Source organism: Mesorhizobium sp. ORS 3428, from assembly GCF_001854785.1.
In the GTDB taxonomy this organism is placed as follows: Bacteria; Pseudomonadota; Alphaproteobacteria; order Rhizobiales; family Rhizobiaceae; genus Mesorhizobium.
In genome coordinates this window covers 157645-174122 of the sequence record NZ_MDFL01000001.1, presented here as the reverse complement: position 1 = coordinate 174122, position 16478 = coordinate 157645, and the positions used below count along the sequence as shown (strand labels likewise).

Annotated in this window: 18 protein-coding genes; 4 read left to right on the top strand and 14 right to left on the bottom strand. The window is 63.7% G+C overall.

What is annotated here, in order from left to right:
- Window positions 1-31 precede the first annotated feature (31 nt).
- The 6 genes from ORS3428_RS00750 to ORS3428_RS00725 form a co-directional block, all read right to left on the bottom strand.
- Window positions 32-481, bottom strand: coding sequence for a CHRD domain-containing protein (locus ORS3428_RS00750; RefSeq protein WP_071093886.1), 450 nt, complete (start codon window positions 479-481; stop codon window positions 32-34).
- A 171-nt stretch (window positions 482-652) separates the two neighbouring features.
- A complete protein-coding gene (locus ORS3428_RS00745; protein ID WP_071093885.1) occupies window positions 653-1624 on the bottom strand; it encodes an ABC transporter substrate-binding protein in 972 nt (323 codons plus the stop codon).
- A gap of 42 nt (window positions 1625-1666) precedes the next feature.
- On the bottom strand, window positions 1667-2821 hold the full coding sequence (locus ORS3428_RS00740; RefSeq protein WP_071093884.1) for an ABC transporter permease: 1155 nt from the start codon (window positions 2819-2821) through the stop codon (window positions 1667-1669).
- Window positions 2818-3696, bottom strand: coding sequence for an ABC transporter permease (locus ORS3428_RS00735; RefSeq protein WP_071093883.1), 879 nt, complete (start codon window positions 3694-3696; stop codon window positions 2818-2820). Before ORS3428_RS00735 ends, ORS3428_RS00740 begins: the two co-directional genes overlap by 4 nt.
- Window positions 3696-4214, bottom strand: a complete 519-nt coding sequence (locus ORS3428_RS00730; RefSeq protein ID WP_083354954.1) for an endonuclease domain-containing protein — start codon at window positions 4212-4214, stop codon at window positions 3696-3698. Before ORS3428_RS00730 ends, ORS3428_RS00735 begins: the two co-directional genes overlap by 1 nt.
- A complete protein-coding gene (locus tag ORS3428_RS00725) occupies window positions 4204-4995 on the bottom strand; it encodes an ABC transporter ATP-binding protein (RefSeq protein WP_071093882.1) in 792 nt (263 codons plus the stop codon). Before ORS3428_RS00725 ends, ORS3428_RS00730 begins: the two co-directional genes overlap by 11 nt.
- Window positions 4996-5114: 119 nt before the next feature.
- Here ORS3428_RS00725 and ORS3428_RS00720 point away from each other — a divergent pair, with 119 nt between their 5' ends.
- Window positions 5115-5519: a cupin domain-containing protein gene (locus ORS3428_RS00720; protein WP_071093881.1), complete on the top strand. Its 405-nt coding sequence runs from the start codon at window positions 5115-5117 to the stop codon at window positions 5517-5519.
- Window positions 5520-5542: 23 nt separating this feature from the next.
- Here ORS3428_RS00720 and ORS3428_RS00715 read toward each other — a convergent pair whose 3' ends face one another.
- The 4 genes from ORS3428_RS00715 to ORS3428_RS00700 form a co-directional block, all read right to left on the bottom strand.
- Window positions 5543-5920 (bottom strand): hypothetical protein, encoded by a 378-nt coding sequence (locus ORS3428_RS00715; RefSeq protein ID WP_071093880.1) that lies wholly within the window; start codon window positions 5918-5920, stop codon window positions 5543-5545.
- A gap of 2 nt (window positions 5921-5922) precedes the next feature.
- A complete protein-coding gene (hydA, locus tag ORS3428_RS00710) occupies window positions 5923-7374 on the bottom strand; it encodes a dihydropyrimidinase (protein WP_071093879.1) in 1452 nt (483 codons plus the stop codon).
- A 62-nt stretch (window positions 7375-7436) separates the two neighbouring features.
- On the bottom strand, window positions 7437-8687 hold the full coding sequence (locus ORS3428_RS00705) for a Zn-dependent hydrolase (protein WP_071093878.1): 1251 nt from the start codon (window positions 8685-8687) through the stop codon (window positions 7437-7439).
- Window positions 8688-8756: 69 nt separating this feature from the next.
- The gene (locus ORS3428_RS00700; RefSeq protein ID WP_071093877.1) at window positions 8757-10085 is read right to left on the bottom strand and encodes an aspartate aminotransferase family protein; all 1329 of its coding nucleotides are present in this window, start codon (window positions 10083-10085) and stop codon (window positions 8757-8759) included.
- 253 nt (window positions 10086-10338) lie between these two features.
- Between ORS3428_RS00700 and ORS3428_RS00695 the strand changes: the two genes are divergently transcribed.
- Complete coding sequence (locus ORS3428_RS00695) at window positions 10339-10968, top strand: TetR family transcriptional regulator C-terminal domain-containing protein (RefSeq protein ID WP_071094044.1); 630 nt, start codon at window positions 10339-10341, stop codon at window positions 10966-10968.
- Window positions 10969-10974: 6 nt separating this feature from the next.
- Here the strand turns inward: ORS3428_RS00695 and ORS3428_RS00690 are convergent, their stop codons facing one another.
- Window positions 10975-11847, bottom strand: coding sequence for a helix-turn-helix transcriptional regulator (locus ORS3428_RS00690; RefSeq protein WP_071093876.1), 873 nt, complete (start codon window positions 11845-11847; stop codon window positions 10975-10977).
- A gap of 103 nt (window positions 11848-11950) precedes the next feature.
- Between ORS3428_RS00690 and ORS3428_RS00685 the strand changes: the two genes are divergently transcribed.
- Together ORS3428_RS00685 and ORS3428_RS00680 are read left to right on the top strand one after the other, a co-directional pair.
- Window positions 11951-12796, top strand: coding sequence for an SDR family NAD(P)-dependent oxidoreductase (locus ORS3428_RS00685; RefSeq protein ID WP_071093875.1), 846 nt, complete (start codon window positions 11951-11953; stop codon window positions 12794-12796).
- Window positions 12793-13515, top strand: a complete 723-nt coding sequence (locus ORS3428_RS00680; RefSeq protein ID WP_071093874.1) for an SDR family oxidoreductase — start codon at window positions 12793-12795, stop codon at window positions 13513-13515. The genes ORS3428_RS00685 and ORS3428_RS00680 overlap by 4 nt, the downstream gene beginning before the upstream one ends.
- Before the next feature lie 256 nt (window positions 13516-13771).
- Here the strand turns inward: ORS3428_RS00680 and ORS3428_RS00675 are convergent, their stop codons facing one another.
- From ORS3428_RS00675 to preA, 3 genes are all read right to left on the bottom strand, one after another.
- A complete protein-coding gene (locus tag ORS3428_RS00675) occupies window positions 13772-14230 on the bottom strand; it encodes a carboxymuconolactone decarboxylase family protein (protein ID WP_071093873.1) in 459 nt (152 codons plus the stop codon).
- Between the two features lie 28 nt (window positions 14231-14258).
- Window positions 14259-14777 (bottom strand): RrF2 family transcriptional regulator, encoded by a 519-nt coding sequence (locus ORS3428_RS00670; protein ID WP_071094043.1) that lies wholly within the window; start codon window positions 14775-14777, stop codon window positions 14259-14261.
- A gap of 385 nt (window positions 14778-15162) precedes the next feature.
- The gene (gene preA / locus ORS3428_RS00665; protein ID WP_071094042.1) at window positions 15163-16476 is read right to left on the bottom strand and encodes an NAD-dependent dihydropyrimidine dehydrogenase subunit PreA; all 1314 of its coding nucleotides are present in this window, start codon (window positions 16474-16476) and stop codon (window positions 15163-15165) included.
- Window positions 16477-16478 lie beyond the last annotated feature (2 nt).

Sequence of the window (16478 nt, the reverse complement as noted above, 5' to 3'; positions counted from 1 at the left end):
AGGCGGTCGCCCGCCTCGTTGCGGAAGTCCGCTACATCGTTCCGCCTGTTGCCTTCTCGATCTGCCCGCGGATCTCGCCGTCCGGATTGGCGGCGGTGTGGATGTTGACGTAATATTTGCCGGCCTCGAGGTCGCTAGCCTGGGCATCCGTCAGCGTCGCGGAGCCTTTGATCGGGCTCTTGACCTTCTTGAACGGGATTACGGGATCCGCGTTTTCACCCTTTGCCGCCGGGCCGTGAATGTGAGCGGCCGACRCTGGCCCGCTGAGGCCGGAATATTTGACGTTCCAGCTGAGCTTCTTGCTGGTGGTGTTGAATGTGAATGTGGCGGTTCCCTTGCCCTTGGTGGTGACAGGCGGGTTCGTTTGGCTTCCATCGAGTGTCGCCTTGAACTTCATCGTATCGGCCATGGCCGGCGATGCGAGCATGAAGGCGGTCGAAATGGCGAGCACCGAAAGCAGCGGCAACGATTGGATGYGCATTGAAGGACCTCCGTTTGGCTGACGCGTCCGCCACGGCTCCCCGGCGCGCGGATGCCCTACTCAACGGTTGGCCGCCACTTTGTATCCCGGCACATGCGTATTTTTTTACCGCCCCCAAGAAAAAAGGGGCGGTTGCCCGCCCCTTCAAATCTCGGCCGATGAGACCAGGCCTTATTTGATCGCCTTGTCGGTGATCGCCGTCGTGTAGGCGCCCGAAGGCTCCTTGGCGATGATCTTCTGGTCGAGCAGTGCCTTGGCGGTGCGCTCATAGGTCGCCGGATCGAGCTTGCCGTCGGCATTATCGATCAGCTTGGCGACTTCGCCCATCATGCGCTTCTGATGGTTCTCGTCCTGGCCGCCATTGTCCATGACGATCCCGGCCGCCTCATCCGAATTGTCGACGGCATATTTCCAGCCCTTCATCGAGGCGCGCACGAAGCGCACCATCTTGTCCTCGAAGGCCGGATCCTTGAGCTTGTCCTCGAGCGCATAGAGCCCGTCCTCGAGCAGGTCGTTGCCCATGGCCGAGTAGTTGAAGACGGTGAGCTGTTCCGGCTTGTAGCCGGCGTCAATCAGCTGCCAATACTCGTTATAGGTCATGACCGAGATGCAGTCCGCCTGCTTCTGGATCAGCGGCTGCACGTCGAAGCTCTGCTTCAGCACGGTGACGCCGTCCGGACCGCCATCGGTCTTGAGGCCGAGCTTGTTCATCCAGGCGTAAAACGGATATTCGTTGCCGAAGAACCAGACGCCGAGCGTGTGACCCTTGAAGTCGGCTTCGGTCTTGATCGGGCCGTCCTTCGGGCAGACCAGTTCCATGCCGGCCTTCTTGAATGGCTGGGCGATATYGACCAGCGCTACGCCCTTCTCGCGAGCGGCCAGCGCGCCGCCCATCCAGTCGACGATCACGTCGGCACCGCCGCCGGCGATCACCTGCTCCGGCGCAATGTCGGGTCCGCCCGGCTTGATGTCGACATCGAGGCCTTCGGCCTCATAGAAGCCCTTGGYCTTGGCCACATAATAGCCGGCGAACTGGGCCTGCGTGACCCACTTCAGCTGCAACGTCACTTTGTCGGCCGCCATCGCCTGGAAAGCGGCCAGCGACATCGCGCCGGCAAGAGCAGAAATTACAAGTCTTTTCATGTTTTTACCCTCTGAAGTTTAGCACCCTTGAACCCACCGCCCCTATCCACCACGGACAGAGGGATGCCAAAACGTGACGGCTCTCTCGATGAGAGCGATCACGCCATAAAAGACCGAACCCGCCAGTGCTGCAACTGCGATTTCGGCCCACACCATGTCGATGTTCATCCGCCCGACCTCAGTCGAAATGCGGAATCCCATGCCGACAACCGGCGTGCCGAAGAACTCCGCGACGATGGCGCCGATCAGCGCCAGCGTCGAATTGATCTTCAGCGCATTGAAGATGAAGGGCGCCGCTGCTGGCAGCCTGAGTTTCAAAAGCGTCGGCCAATAGTCCGACGCATAGGTGCGCATCAGGTCGCGCTCCATATGCCCGGAAGCGGCAAGCCCCGCGACCGTGTTCACCAGCATCGGGAAGAAGGTCATGATGATGACGACCGCCGCCTTGGACGGCCAGTCGAAGCCGAACCACATCACCATGATCGGTGCGACGCCGATGATCGGCAGCGCCGAAACCATGTTGCCGATCGGCAGCAGACCGCGCCGCAGGAACGGCACCCGGTCGGCGAGAATGGCAACGACAAAGCCGGAGAGATTGCCGACGATGTAGCCGACCAGCACCGCCTTGAAGATCGTCTGCCGCACATCCTCGCCGAGGATCGGCAGCGAGTTGGCGATCCGTGCGCCGATGGCGCTCGGCGGCGGCAGCAGGATGAACGGGATGCCGGCACCACGCGTCACCGCTTCCCAGATGATCAGGATCCAGGCGCCGAAGATCGCCGGGATGATCAGGCGCAGCACTGTCTTGGCTCCGCTGGCCGCAGGCCGCAGCGCGGACAGCAGGGCCACACAGCGCCAGGCAAGCAGCCAGGCCGCGGCAAGTGCGAGGAAGTAGGGCGCCAGTGCGGTACCCTCGAAGCCGCCTATGCCTTTGATCAGCAGCCAGGCGGCGCCATGGGCGCCGATGAAGAGAATGATGGCTTCGACAAGCGGCGCGACCCTTACCGTCGAAATCAGCGCCGCTATCAGCAGCAGCCCGAGGATCAGGCCCTTCGTGCCCATATAGGGATAAGCGACCGTCGCCGTGGGCTGCGCCAGCGCGACCGCTTCCGGCTTCGACATCGCGCCGAGCGCCAGTGCGACGAGGCAGAAGAGGATCGCCAGCACCGATTGCCAGGACGGTCTCAGCCAGTTCATGCCGGCCTCCCGCCCATGGCGCGGTCGACTAGGCGGCCCGCGATGCCGACCACCATGACCAGCAGTGCGGCGACCACTGAGCCCGCGACCAGCGCCGACCAGATGTCGATCGTCTGGCTGTAATAGGCGCCCGAAAGCAGCTTGGCGCCGATGCCGGCGACGGCACCGGTCGGCAACTCGCCGACGATCGCGCCGACCAGGCTCGCCGCCACCGCCACCTTCATCGAGGTGAACAGGAACGGCACCGACGCCGGCACCCTGAGCTTCCAGAAAGTCTGCGAGCGGCTGGCATTATAGGTATGCATCAGGTCGAGATGCATGATCTCGGGCGAGCGCAGGCCTTTCACCATGCCGACGGCAACCGGGAAGAACGAAAGATAGGTCGAGATCAGCGCCTTGGGGATCAAACCGGTGATGCCGATCGCCGCCAGTACCACGATGATCATCGGCRCCACAGCCAGGATAGGAATGGTCTGCGAAGCGATGATCCATGGCATCAGGCTGCGGTCGAGCGTCGTCACATRCACGATGCCGACAGCGATGAGGATGCCGAGCGCCGTGCCGAAGGCGAAGCCAAGCAGCGTCGAGGACAGCGTGACCCAGGCGTTGTAGACCAGGCTGCGGCTCGAGGTGAGGCTGCGCAGGAAGGTGTTCTCGAAGAAGTWCACCGCCACCTGGTGCGGCGCCGGCAGCGTCGGCTTCGGCTGCGACAGCGTCTTGCCGATGAACTCCATCRCACCGCGCGTCAGGTTGGCTCGCTGATCGAGGTCGCGCTGAAACGGCGCGTTGAGAATCACGGCGAAGACATACCAGATCACCACCACGCCGGCGAGGATGGTGGTTACGGGAAGGATCTTGGAACGGAAGCTATCCATCAGCCACGCTCCCCTCCTCTCCCCGCCGGGGAGAGGGTGGCCGGAGCGAAGCGAAGGCCGGGTGAGGGGGAGTGAATCTGCCCCTCAAGCACAGCCAGTATCGTATCCAGGACCGCTCGGCGTTCGGCCAGGACCTCATGGTTCCAGAACCGAAGAACAGAGTAGCCGTGACCGTTCAGCCAAGCGGTTCTCGCGGCATCGGCCGGAGCATCCGCGTGCTGGCTCCCATCAATTTCGACGATTAGCCCCCTTTCACGACAGACAAAGTCCGCAAAGAATGGCCCAAGCGGCACCTGCCTCACAAACTTGTAGCCATTGAGATGGCGGCCTCTTAGCTCACCCCAAAGCCTATACTCAGCTTCAGTTTCATCAACCCGCAGCTCTCGAGCGCGCGCCGTAGCTCCGGCCTTTCTTTTGGTCGGATCCGCCAACGCCCCCTCACCCGACCTCCGCTTCGCTCCGGCCACCCTCTCCCCGTTGGGGAGAGGAGCAAGATCGTCATTCCCCTCAATCCTCATAGCTGTGCCCTGCCCTGAGCCCATCGCGCACGCGCGCGGCGATCGCCAGGAATTCCGGCGTTTCGCGGATGTCGAGCGGCCGCTCCCTGGGCAGCGTCGATTCGATGACGTCGGTGACGCGGCCGGGGCGCGGCGACATCACCACGATGCGTGTCGAAAGATAAACCGCCTCGGGGATCGAATGGGTGACGAAGCAGATCGTCTTGTCGGTCCGGTCCCAGAGACCGAGAAGCTGCTCGTTGAGGTGGTCGCGCACGATCTCGTCGAGCGCGCCGAAAGGCTCATCCATCAGAAGCAGGTCGGCATCGAAAGCAAGCGCGCGCGCGATCGAGGCACGCTGCTGCATGCCGCCGGACAGCTGCCAGGGATATTTCTTCTCGAAGCCGGACAGGTTGACGAGTTCCAGCGTCCGCTTGATGCGCTCCGCCTGCTCGGCCTGGCCGAGGCCGATAATCTCCAGCGGCAGCGCCACATTGCGTTCGATGGTGCGCCACGGGAAAAGCGCCGCCGCCTGGAAGACATAACCGTAAGCGCGCTTCTCGCGCGCCTGCTCCGGCGTTATGCCGTTGACGGAGATCGTTCCCGAGGTCGGCTTCTCCAGGTCGGCGATGACGCGCAGCAGCGTGGTCTTGCCGCAGCCGGACGGGCCGATGAAGGAGACGAATTCGCCTTTGCCGATGGTGAGATCGACATTGGACAGTGCCTGCACCGGACCATCACTGGTCTGGAAGATGAGGCCGAGCTTGCTTGCCGAAACGACGGCTGGCGACTGTCCGGTCATTGGCTGGAACCTGCCTTTCGCAGGCGCTGCCGCGCCGGCCGGAATCCGGTTGCATTTGTGCTGATGTTGTTTTCCACTCGTCCAATCCCACTCGATCGACACCGCCTGGAGCCTTGCCGATGCCGTCTGAACCCACCTGTCATCTTATTCGCCCTGAAAGCTCTTATGAAGGCAAGCAGGGGCTGAGCTATTTCGCCGGCATCGCCGCCGAGACGGTCGGCTCCTCCGGCATCTGCATGCATCTCTTGACCATGCCGCCCGGCGCCCGCGCCAAGGCGCATATGCATGAGAACCACGAGACCGCGATCTATGTGCTCTCCGGCGAGGTCCACACCTGGTATGGCGACCGGCTCGAGCACCACATCGTCGTCAAAGCCGGCGACCTCTTCTACATTCCGGCCGGCGTCCCGCATCTGCCCGCCAATCTGAGCGGCGCGCCCGCCTCGGCGGTCATTGCCCGCACCGATCCCAACGAGCAGGAAAGCGTTGTCCTGCTGCCGGAACTGGATGCGCTGGTCGCCTGAGGGCGAAGGGACCACACTCGCCGCTACTTGCACCGGGAGACTTCGCCCATCACATTGCCGTCCGCGCCGGCGATCACCAGCTTCTTCGCGTTCTTGGCGCTGCGCTTGATGGTGAACTCGGCGGGCGACTGGTTCTCCTCGCCCTCCACTTCGCATTTGGCCTTTGCCGTCATCGACCCGTCGGCCTGAATCTGCTTGTCGCTGAACGTGCAGGCCATCGTTACCGTGACCAATTCCGTGTCCGTCAGCAGCAGCATGTCCTCGGCATAGACCTGCTGGCCGTTCTTGTTGATGCAGCCGGATTTGTTGCCCCAGGGTTTCGAGAGATCGATGCCGGCCGCGCAGGCCGGTCCGGCAGCCAGCCACGTGGCCGCAGCGATTGCGAGACAAACAGCGCGCACGCTTAAACTCCGGTCGCCGGAATGCCCGTCCGCTCTACCTTGCGCGGCGCGCTGATCTCCTTCCACGTCGACAGCGCCCGGTTGACCGCGGCGTTCGGCTCGCGGGCGACGAACTCGCCGTGCCCGAGCTTTGCCTTGACGTCTGACTCCTCGATCGACAGTTCGCCGCGCGAGAAGACGAAGCGCGGCAGGCCGGTCACCTCGAAGCCTTCGAACACATTGTAGTCGATGACCGACTGCTGGTTCTTGGCCGAGATCGTCTTCTTGCGCTTCGGATCCCAGACGACGATGTCGGCGTCCGCGCCTTCGACGATCGCGCCCTTCTTCGGATACATGTTGAGGATCTTGGCGATGTTGGTCGAGGTCACCGCCACGAACTCGTTCATCGTCAACCGGCCGGTGTTGACGCCGGTGGTCCAAAGGATCGGCAAGCGGTCCTCAAGACCCCCGGTGCCGTTCGGAATCTTGGTGAAGTCACCGATGCCGTTGCGCTTCTGCTTGGTGGTGAAGGAGCAGTGATCGGTCGCCACCACCTGCAGCGAGYCGGCCTGCAGGCCTGCCCACAGCGAATCCTGATGCCACTTGCTGCGGAAGGGCGGGCTCATCACGCGGCGCGCCGCATGGTCCCAATCCTTGTTGAAATATTCGCTCTCGTCGAGCGTCAGGTGCTGGATCAGCGGCTCGCCATAGACGCGCATGCCCTTCTGCCGCGCGCGGCGGATGGCCTCGTGGCTCTGCTCGCAGGAGACGTGCACGACATAGAGCGGCACGCCGGCCATGTCCGCGATCATGATGGCGCGATTGGTGGCCTCGCCTTCCACCTCCGGCGGACGCGAATAGGCATGCCCCTCGGGGCCGTTGTTGCCGGCGGCAAGCAGCTTCTGCGAGAGCGCCGCGACCACGTCGCCATTTTCGGCATGGACGAGCGGCAGCGCCCCGAGATCGGCGCAGCGCTGGAACGACGAATACATCTCGTCGTCGTCGACCATCAGCGCGCCCTTATAGGCCATGAAGTGCTTGAACGAGGTGATGCCCCTGTCGACGACGGTCRCCATCTCGTCAAACACCTGCTTGCCCCACCAGGTGATGGCCATATGGAAGGAATAGTCGCAGGACGCCTTCGAGGTCTTGTTGTCCCACATCTGCAAGGCCTCCAGCAGCGACTGCTGCGGCGCCGGCAGGCAGAAATCGACCACCATGGTCGTGCCGCCGGAAAGCGCCGCGCGCGTGCCGGACTCGAAATCGTCGGCCGAATAGGTGCCCATGAAGGGCATTTCGAGATGGGTGTGCGGATCGATGCCGCCCGGCATGACATAGCAGCCGGTGGCGTCGAACTCGTGATCGCCGTGCAGGTTGGAGCCGATGGCGATGATCTTGCCGTGGCTSAACACCACGTCGGCCTTCCACGTGCGGTCGGCGGTGACGACGGTGCCGTTCTTGATGACTTTGGTCATATCTGTTCCCCTGTTCTTTCGCGCTTCTTTGCGAGCGGCTTTTCGAGGTGACGTCTAGTCGGTCATTCGACGATTCCCGCCGTCTCGACCACCGCGTGGAACAGCACGTCGGCGCCCGCCGCCGCCCATTCCTTGGAGATGTCTTCGGCCTCGTTGTGGCTCAGCCCACCGACGCAGGGGCACATGACCATGGTCGCCGGCGCGACCTTGGCCGCCCAGCAGGCGTCGTGGCCGGCGCCCGAAATGATGTTCATATGGCTGTAGCCGAGTTTCTCGGCGGCCGTGCGGACACGGCCGACCAGCGTCGGATCGAAGGTCACCGGATCGAAATGGCCGACCGCCTCGACAGAGCATTTCACACCGAGCGCCTCGCAGATTTTGGGCGCCTCCTTCTCGATGCGGGCGCGCATGCCGTCGAGCTTTGCCTGGTCGGGCGAGCGGATATCGACGGTGAAGACCACCGTGCCCGGCAGCACGTTGCGGGAATTCGGCGAGAACTTCACCTGGCCGACGCCGCCGACGGCGCCGGGCTGGTTCTCCATGGCGACCGTCTGCACCATCTCCAGGATGCGCGCCATGGCGAGGCCGGCATTGACGCGCATGTTCATCGGTGTCGAACCGGTGTGCGCCTCCCTGCCGGTCAGCGTGAATTCCAGCCACCACAGGCCCTGACAGTGGGTCACCACGCCGATCTGCTTGTTCTCGGCCTCGAGGATCGGCCCCTGCTCGATGTGATATTCGAAATAGGCATGCATCTTGCGCGCGCCGACCGTCTCGTCGCCGACCCAGCCGATCCGCTTCAGCTCGTCGCCGAAGGTATGGCCGTCGAGATCCTTGCGGCCGTAAGCGTAGTCCTGCGTATGCACGCCGGCGAAGACGCCCGAGGCGAGCATGGCCGGAGCGAAACGCGCGCCTTCCTCGTTCGTCCAGTTGGTGACGACGATCGGATGCCTGGTCTTGATGCCGAGATCGTTGAGCGAGCGCACGACCTCAAGCCCGGAGAGCACGCCGAGCACGCCGTCATATTTGCCGCCGGTCGGCTGGGTATCGAGGTGGGAGCCGACATAGACCGGCAGCGCATCCGGATCGGTGCCGGCGCGGGTCATGAACATGGTGCCCATCTGGTCCACGCCCATGGTGAGCCCGGCCTGGTCGCACCAGGACTTGAACAGCGCGCGGCCCTGCTTGTCGGAATCGGTGAGTGTCTGGCGATTGTTGCCGCYGGCAATGCCGGGGCCGATCTTCGCCATCTCCATGATGGAATCCCACAAACGGTCTGAATTGATTCGCAGATTCTCGCCGGGGGCTGCCATTCAAAGTCCTCTCATTTCAGTTCCCGGTCGGGCGGCGGTTCCCGTCGCCGCCCGACCGGCTCAATCAGTTTAGTCTATCGACCTCAGCACGTCCCGCACATGGTCGATCAACTCGTTGATCTGGCCCTTGGTGATGATCAGCGGCGGCGAAAGCGCGATGATGTCGCCGGTGGTGCGGATCAGCGCGCCGCGCTCGAATGCCTTGACGAAGGCCGAGAAGGCCCGCTTGGTCGGGCTTCCGGCGATCGGTGCCAGCTCGATCGCACCGATCAAGCCGATATTGCGGATATCGATGACATGCGGCTCGCCCTTCAGCGAGTGCAGCGCATCTTCCCAGTAGGACGAAAGCTCCTCGCCGCGGGTCAGCAGGCCCTCTTCCTTATAGGTGTCGAGCGTGCCGAGGGCCGCGGCGCAGGCGATCGGATTGCCCGAATAGGTGTAGCCGTGGAAGAACTCGATCAGGTRCTCGGGGCCGGTCATGAAGGCGTCGTGGATCTCCTTCTTGACGAAGACCGCGCCCATCGGGATGACGCCGTTGGACACGCCCTTGGCCGTCGTCATGATGTCGGGCGTGACGCCGAAATAATCGGCCGCGAACGGTGCGCCGAGGCGGCCGAAACCGGTAATGACCTCGTCGAAGATCAACAGGATGCCGTGCTTGGTGCAGATCTCGCGCAGCTTCTGCAGATAGCCCTTCGGCGGCAGGATGACGCCGGTCGAGCCTGCGACCGGCTCGACGATGACGGCCGCGATGGTCGAGGCGTCATGCAGCGCGACGAGGCGCTCCAGTTCGTTCGCCAGCTCAGCGCCATGCTCGGGCACGCCCTTCGAGAAGGCGTTCTTCTCCGGCAAATGCGTGTGCGGCAGATGGTCGACGCCGCCGAGCAGCGTGCCGAACATCTTGCGGTTGGCAACGATGCCGCCGACCGAGATGCCGCCGAAATTGACGCCGTGATACCCGCGTTCGCGGCCGATAAGGCGGGTGCGCGAGCCTTCGCCCCTGACCCGGTGATAGGCGAGCGCCATCTTCAGCGCTGTGTCGACCGATTCCGACCCGGAATTGGTGAAGAAGACATGGTCCATGCCCTTCGGCGCGATATCGACCAGGCGGTTCGCCAGCTCGAACACGATCGGGTGGCCCATCTGGAAGGCCGGCGCATAATCGAGCTCAGCAGCCTGGGCCTGGATCGCTTCGGTAATCTTCGGCCGGCAGTGGCCGGCGTTCACGCACCAGAGACCGGCGGTGCCGTCGAGCACCTTGCGGCCGTCGCTCGTTGTGTAGTGCATGTCCTTGGCGGACACGAACATGCGCGGCGCCTGCTTGAACTGCCGGTTTGCCGTGAACGGCATCCAGAATGCGCTGAGATCGTTCGGCGTGACTTTCAGCCGGTTGGACATGACCAAGACTTCCCCTTGTAACCTGTTTCGGTGCGCTAACGCTTGGCCTTCCCAAGGCTTGGTCTTTGTTGCGTTTTCGTGCTACGCAAATTTTGACCGATTGGACAAACGTTAGCACCGCCCTGTCGGCGGTCAAGGGACTACTAACGGAAATGCGGCATAGAAGGCGCGCTCCACGGCTCAGAGAAAAACTGGTCCAGAGAATTGGTCCAGAGAGCCCGCACGAGCGCGGCCGGCAAGCATGACGGACACGATGGAAGGCTCAGTTCCTCGCCGCACCCRCATCCAGCAGGAAAAGCGCGAGCTCATCCTGGAAGCCGCGCTCGAAGTCTTCTCCGCCAATGGTTTTCGCGGCTCGACCATCGACCAGATCGCCGAAGCCGCCGGCATGTCGAAACCGAACCTTCTCTATTATTTCCRCCGCAAGGAGGACATTCACGAGACGTTGATGCAGCGGCTCCTCGACACCTGGCTGGCGCCGCTTAGGGAACTGGACGACATTGGCGATCCGATGACCGAGCTCAGGAGCTACATCCGCCGCAAGCTCGAAATGGCGCGCGACTACCCGCGCGAAAGCCGGCTCTTCGCCAACGAGATCCTGCAGGGCGCGCCGCGCATCATGCCGATGCTGGAAGGCGAGCTGAAGACGCTGGTCGACGAGAAGGCCGCCGTCATCAAGGGCTGGATGCGCGCCGGCAAGATCGCCCGCACCGATCCCTGGCACCTGATCTTCTCGATCTGGGCGACGACGCAGCATTATGCCGATTTCGACGTCCAGGTGCGCGCCGTGCTCGGCCCCGACCGCGGCGGCGACGGGCGTTTCGAGGACGCCGCCCGGTTCCTGGAGCAACTGTTCATCGAAGGGCTGAAGCCGAAGGGCTGAATCCGGTCAGGCGCTGCGCCGCTCGGCCGGCTGCGCTTCCAGCAGCTTCTTGAGCTTGGCGACCGAGTTCTGCTCGGCAAGCGGCGTGTAGACGATCAGCCGCATGTCCGACCCGTCGTCGATGGACAGGCTCATATGCTCGAACGCCATCGCGCCGGCTGTGGGATGGCGGACATGCTTCACTCCAGTCAGCCTGCGCGCCACATCGCGCCTTGGCCACCAATCCCGGAACTCCGGGCTCGAGCGCATCATGAGCGCGATCAGCCGCTCGAAATCCGGATCGCCGACATATTTGGCGCTTTCGGCGCGAAACGAAGCGAGCACCACGCGGGCGAGTTCTTCCCAGTCGACCAGCAGCCGTCGGTGATGCGGGCTGGTGAATACCAGATGGACGATGTTGCGGGCATCGCCCTCCAGCAGGCCATAGTCGCCGAACACGGCCGCCGCCGCATCGTTCCAGGCCAGCACGTCCCAGCGCCTGCCGACCACATAGGCCGGCTGCAGGACGAGGCTTTGCAGCATATGCAGCAGCGTCGCGTCGACCTTCTCGGGCGCCGCCACGCGGCGCTCGGGCTGCTGGCGGCCGGCGAGGATGAACAGGTGTCGCTTCTCGACGGCGTCGAGGCGCAACGCCTCTGAGAGCGCGGTTAGCACCTCGACCGAAGGCCGCACATCCCTGCCCTGCTCCAGCCAAGTGTACCAGGTGGTGCCGACGCCGGCGATCATCGCCACTTCCTCGCGCCGCAGCCCGGGCGTGCGCCGCCTAGCGCCTGTCGCAATGCCGATGTCGGCAGGCGACAGTCTTTCACGACGGGAACGCAGGAAGGCGCCGAGCTCGCGGCGGCGGCTGTCCTCGGGGGAATGGGTCACGGCATCCATGCGGTTACTATAGCAGTATCAATACCAGGATAAAGTTTGAACTGTTTGAGGCGCGCCCCGCGCCCCATCTTCCCGTTCAGAGCAGCATAAGGAGGCTCTGAACATGGAACTCAAGAACAAGACCGTACTCGTCACCGGCTCGACCGACGGCGTCGGCCGCGTGGTCGGCGAAAGGCTCGGCGCCGCGGGCGCCCGCGTGCTGGTGCATGGCCGCGACCAAACCCGCGGCAAGGCAACCGTCGCCGCCATCGAAGCCAAGGGCGGCAAAGCCGAATTTCTCGCGGCCGACCTCGCTTCGCTTGCCGAAGTGCGCCGCCTTGCCGACGCCGWGCGCGAAAAAACCGACCGGCTCGACATATTGATCAACAATGCCGGCGTCGGCACCGGCGGCCAGGGCGCGAAAAGACAGGTGAGCGCCGACGGCTATGAACTGCGCTTCGCCGTCAACTATCTCGCAGGCTTCCTGCTGACGTCGGAACTGTTGCCCTTGCTGAAGGCAAGCGCGCCGGCGCGCGTCGTCAACGTCGCCTCGGCCGGCCAGCAGGCCATCGACTTCGACGACGTCATGCTGACGCACGGCTATAGCGGCGTCCGTGCCTACTGCCAGAGCAAGCTGGCGCAGATCCTGTTCACCATCGACCTTGCCGAACAGCTGAAAGGAACCGGCGTCACCGTCAACACGCTGCATCCGGCAAGCTACATGGACACGACCATGGTCCGGCAGGCCGGCGTCACGCCATGGAGTTCGGTGGAGACAGGCGCCGACGCCATCCTCAACCTCGCGGCGTCGCCCGCGATTGGAGACCGCAGCGGCCTCTATTTCGACGGCCAACGGGAATCGCGCGCCGATGCCCAGGCCTATGACGAAAAGGCCCGCCGCCGGTTGCAGGCCCTCAGCCTCGAACTGATCGGGCACCCATCTTCGACATCCAGGGAACAGCATTCATGAGCGAGAACATCGAACATTGCGTGATCATTGGCGCCTCGTCCGGCATCGGCCTGGCCACGGCCAAACGCCTGGTCAGCCCCGCTATGAAAGTGACGATCACCGGCCGCAACGAGGAGAAGCTCAAGAACGCCTGGAAGAGCCTTGGCGGCACCGTCGGCAAGGCCGCTTTCGATGCGTGCAGGCCAGACGAGGTCCGGCGCTTCTTCGATCGCCTCGGACCGTTCGATCACCTCGTTCTTGCCGCGAGCGGCGGCAAGGGGCTTGGACCGTTCGCGACGCTTGACCTCGCCGACATCGGCAGCGGCGTCGACGAGAAGATCCGGCCCCAATTGGCCTGCCTGCAGGCTGCCTTGCCGACCTTGAACAAAGCCGGATCGGTCACTTTCATTTCGGCCGTCTCGGCGCAACTGGCAGCACCGGGTGTCGCCGGCATCGGCGCCATCAACGGCATGCTGCTCACCGTGGCGCCGATTCTCGCCGTCGAACTGAAGCCGCTRCGCGTCAATGTCGTGGCGCCCGGCGTCATCGACACGCCCTGGTGGGATTTTCTGCCGGATGAGCAGCGGCAAGCGGTCTTTGCCGAATATGCCGGCAAGACGCCGGTCGGCCGCATCGGCCGCGCCGAAGACGTTGCCTCGGCGATAGCCTTCCTGGTCTCGAACGGCTTCGTGACCGGCCAAGTGCTGACCTGCGACGGCGGCCTGCGCTTTGCGGCTTGAACCAGACAGCAATCGAAGGCCGGCGCTGCCCCTCATCCGCCTGCCGGCACCTTCTCCCCGTGTAGTGACGGGGAGAAGGGGCTGGCCGCGGCCTTGGCGCCCATTCTGCAACGCTGACGATTGGCGAAACCGTCGAGGACGGCGTCTTTCTCCCCGTCACTATACGGGGAGAAATGCCCGGCAGGGCAATCAGGGGCGGCGCCACCGTCGGCGACTGGGTGCCGCGACGGCCGACTGCCATTCGCTTCGTATTCGCTCAGGCGGCCTTGGCGGCCGGCATCGGATGGATGGCGTGGAAGGACACGCAGAGCCGGTTCCAAGTGTTGATCATGCCGATCACCACGGTCAGCTTGACCAGTTCCTCCTCGGAGAAATGCTCAAGCGTGCTCACGTAGAGATCGTCCGAAACGCCGTCGTTGGAGATGTTCGTAACCTTCTCGGTCCAGGCGAGCGCAGCGCGCTCGCGCTCGGAAAACAGCGGCGATTCCTTCCAGGCGGCGACGAGATAGAGCCGCTGCTCGGTCTCGCCGTCGCGCCTCGCCTCGCGGCTGTGCATCTCGACGCAATAGGAACAGCCGTTGATCTGCGAGGCCCTGAGCTTGACGAGGTGCATCAGGCTTGCCTCCAGCCCGCACTCCTCGACGGCCTTGTTGAGCGCCATCACCGCCTTCATGATCTCAGGCGCCTTGGCGAAGAACTGCAGCCTCTGTTTCATCGTCTTTCCTTCCAGTTTTTGGGTGGGTCTAGATCTGCTTGGATGAAGCGGACTTCTGCGGCCGCTGGTGACGCTCGACGAAGGCGCAGCTTGCAGCGACCGTGCGCGGATCGGCGTCGTTCATGAAATCGGCAACGATTTCGGAGAGCTTTGCTTCGGCAAGCGCGGCGCGATAGGCGCGCTCCGCCTTCAGCATCGCAGCATTGATGCCGCACGGCTTCACATAGGCCGAGGCGTCGAGCTTGACYGGGCCGCGCTGACGGATCTCGCCACAGCGGAAGGCGGGCTCTTTGCCCTCGACCGCAAGCACAATGTCGAGCAGCGTGATGCGCTTGGCCGGCCGCGCCAGCCTGTAGCCACCGGCAGGCCCCGGCACCGATTCCAGAATGCGCGCCGTCGTCAGCTGATTGAGATGTTTGAGAAGATAGCTCGGCGACAGGCCGAAGGCCTCGGCCAAGGCCGCACCCGACATGGTGCTGTTGCCGTCGACGCCGGCAAGCATGGCAGCGCAGTGGATCGCCGCTTCGACGCCTTCTCCCAGCTTCATGGTCTGCATCTCCAGTTCATGGATAATTATTATCATGGATATTTTTTATCCGCAATAGAAGGGTCCGGAATCTCCGCTAGACGAACGCACTACGGAAGTGGGACTCCAGCATATGTTGGCGCTGCCCCTCATTGCCCTGCCGGGCATTTCTCCCCGTATAGTGACGGGGAGAAAGACGCTTTCCTGAACGGTTTCGCCAACCTCCAGCATTGCAGGAAAGGCGCCTAGGTCGCGGCCAGCCCCCTTCTCCCCGTCACTATACGGGGAGAAGGTCCCGGCAGGGGGATGAGGGGCGGCGCGGGCTTCGGCAATTGACGATCGTGTGCAAAAAAATCGCCCCGCGCGAGCACGGGGCGATCGGGCCAAGCCTGTAGAGGCGAAAAAACTACTCCGCGGCGACCTTGGCCATCGGGTTGTTGGGGTGCGTCGTCCAGTTCGCGTAGATCGGCGATACCGGCTTGCCGGTGCGCTGGTCCATCGCGCCCGCGGCCAGCGGCTCCATGGTTATGCAGCCTTCGACCGGGCAGACATTGACGCAGAGGTTGCAGCCGACGCACTCGGCCTCGATCACCTCGAAATGCCGCTTGCCGTCCACCATTGCGGTGATCGCCTGGTGCGAGGTGTCCTCGCAGGCGATGTGGCAGCGGCCGCATTTGATGCAGGCGTCCTGGTCGATATGCGCCTTGGCGACATAGTTGAGGTTGAGATACTGCCAGTCGGTGACGTTAGGGGTGGCGCGGCCGATGATGTCGGAGAGCGAGGCATGCCCCTTTTCGTCCATCCAGTTCTCCAGCCCCGCGATCATCTCCTGCACGATCTTGAAGCCGTAGGTCATCGCCGCCGTGCAGACCTGCACATTGCCGGCGCCGAGCGCCATGAATTCCGCGGCATCGCGCCAGGTGGTGATGCCGCCGATGCCGGAGATCGGCAGGCCGTGCGTTTCCGGATCGCGCGCGATCTCGGCCACCATGTTCATCGCGATCGGCTTCACCGCAGGACCGCAATAGCCGCCATGCGAGCCCTTGCCGTCGATGGTCGGCATGGGAGCGAAACTGTCGAGATCGACGCCGGTGATCGAGTTGATGGTGTTGATCAGCGACACCGCGTCGGTGCCGCCGGCCTTCGCCGCCCGCGCCGGCTTGYGGATGTCGGTGATGTTGGGCGTCAGCTTGGTGATGACCGGCATGCGCGTGTACTGCTTGCACCAGCGCACCACCATCTCGATATATTCAGGCACCTGCCCTACCGCCGAGCCCATGCCGCGCTCGCTCATGCCGTGCGGGCAGCCGAAATTGAGCTCGATGCCGTCGGCGCCGGTCTCCTCGACCAGCGGCAGGATCGCCTTCCAGCTTTCCTCGACGCAAGGCACCATGATCGAGGCGACCAGCGCCCGGTCCGGCCAATTCATCTTCACCTGCTTCATCTCGCGCAGGTTGGTCTGCAGGTCGCGGTCGGTGATCAGTTCGATGTTGTTCAGGCCGAGCAGACGGCGGTCGGCGCCCCAGATCGCGCCGTAGCGCGGGCCGTTGACATTGACGACCGGCGGCCCCTCTTCGCCGAGCGTCTTCCAGACAACGCCGCCCCAGCCGGCCTTGAAAGCGCGCTCGACATTGTAAGCCTTGTCGGTCGGCGGAGCGGAAGCCAACCAGAACGGATTGGGCGACTTGATGCCGACGAAAGTGTTGCGGATGTCTGCCATGC

Bases quoted from the DNA above. Each gene is read 5' to 3' on its own strand.
- ORS3428_RS00740 (WP_071093884.1), bottom strand. From the start codon at position 2,821: ATGAACTGGCTGAGACCGTCCTGGCAATCGGTGCTGGCGATCCTCTTC.
- ORS3428_RS00730 (WP_083354954.1), bottom strand. From the start codon at position 4,214: ATGAGGATTGAGGGGAATGACGATCTTGCTCCTCTCCCCAACGGGGAG.
- ORS3428_RS00725 (WP_071093882.1), bottom strand. From the start codon at position 4,995: ATGACCGGACAGTCGCCAGCCGTCGTTTCGGCAAGCAAGCTCGGCCTC.
- ORS3428_RS00720 (WP_071093881.1), top strand. From the start codon at position 5,115: ATGCCGTCTGAACCCACCTGTCATCTTATTCGCCCTGAAAGCTCTTAT.
- ORS3428_RS00690 (WP_071093876.1), bottom strand. From the start codon at position 11,847: ATGGATGCCGTGACCCATTCCCCCGAGGACAGCCGCCGCCGCGAGCTC.
- ORS3428_RS00675 (WP_071093873.1), bottom strand. From the start codon at position 14,230: ATGAAACAGAGGCTGCAGTTCTTCGCCAAGGCGCCTGAGATCATGAAG.